Source organism: Oleiphilus sp. HI0132 (assembly GCF_001635845.1).
This window is the reverse complement of the sequence record NZ_LWGJ01000528.1, coordinates 1-860: the sequence shown is the minus strand read 5'-3', so window position 1 is coordinate 860 and position 860 is coordinate 1. Positions and strand designations below refer to the sequence as shown.

General features: G+C 45.5%; 1 protein-coding gene. It reads left to right on the top strand.

Annotated features, from left to right (window positions below; all coding sequences use genetic code 11):
* Positions 1-860 (top strand): vitamin B12 dependent-methionine synthase activation domain-containing protein (locus tag A3766_RS06325; RefSeq protein ID WP_304440933.1); only part of this gene is annotated, 860 nt, incomplete at both ends.

Genomic DNA, 860 nt, shown 5'->3' with positions numbered 1-860 from the left:
CGCAGCGCCAAGTCCAGCTTCCTAAGCTATGAAAAAGCAGTAGCAAACAAGCTGTCACTTGATTGGAGCGGCTACGAACCACCTAAGCCGAAATTTACCGGCACCAAAATCTTTGAAGACTACCCACTTGAAGAATTAGTTGACTATATCGATTGGACTCCGTTTTTTATCACGTGGGACCTGGTTGGAAAATACCCGAAAATATTAAAAGATGAGCATATCGGTGAAGCTGCTCAGAGTCTTTTCAATGATGCACAAAAAATGCTCAAGGATCTGATAAGCAATAAAAAACTAAAAGCCAAGGCTGTTATCGGATTTTGGCCAGCAAACGCTCAAGGCGATGATGAAATTACTGTATTTGCAGACGAAAGTCGATCTAAGGTAAATCTAAGCCTGAATCACCTACGCCAGCAATCTGACAAAGCGGGCAATCAATTTAGCTTATCACTAGCTGACTTTATTGCACCTAAAGAAACGGGTCTCAATGACTATATCGGTGGCTTTGCAGTCACCGCTGGAATCGGTGCTGAAGAACTTGCCACCGAGTTCGAAGCAAAACATGACGACTACAACGCGATTATGGTCAAAGCGCTAGCTGACCGCCTAGCCGAAGCTTTCGCTGAGCGTATGCACGAAAGAGTTCGTAAAGAGTTCTGGGCTTACGCTGGAGATGAAAGCTTTGATAACGACGCCTTGATTAAAGAAAAATACCGCGGTATCCGCCCTGCTCCGGGCTACCCTGCTTGCCCTGATCATACTGAAAAGACCGAGCTGTTCAAGCTACTGGAACCCGAAAACAGTGCCGGAATTTCATTAACCGAACACTTTGCAATGACACCTGCAGCTTCAGTTAGTGGGTT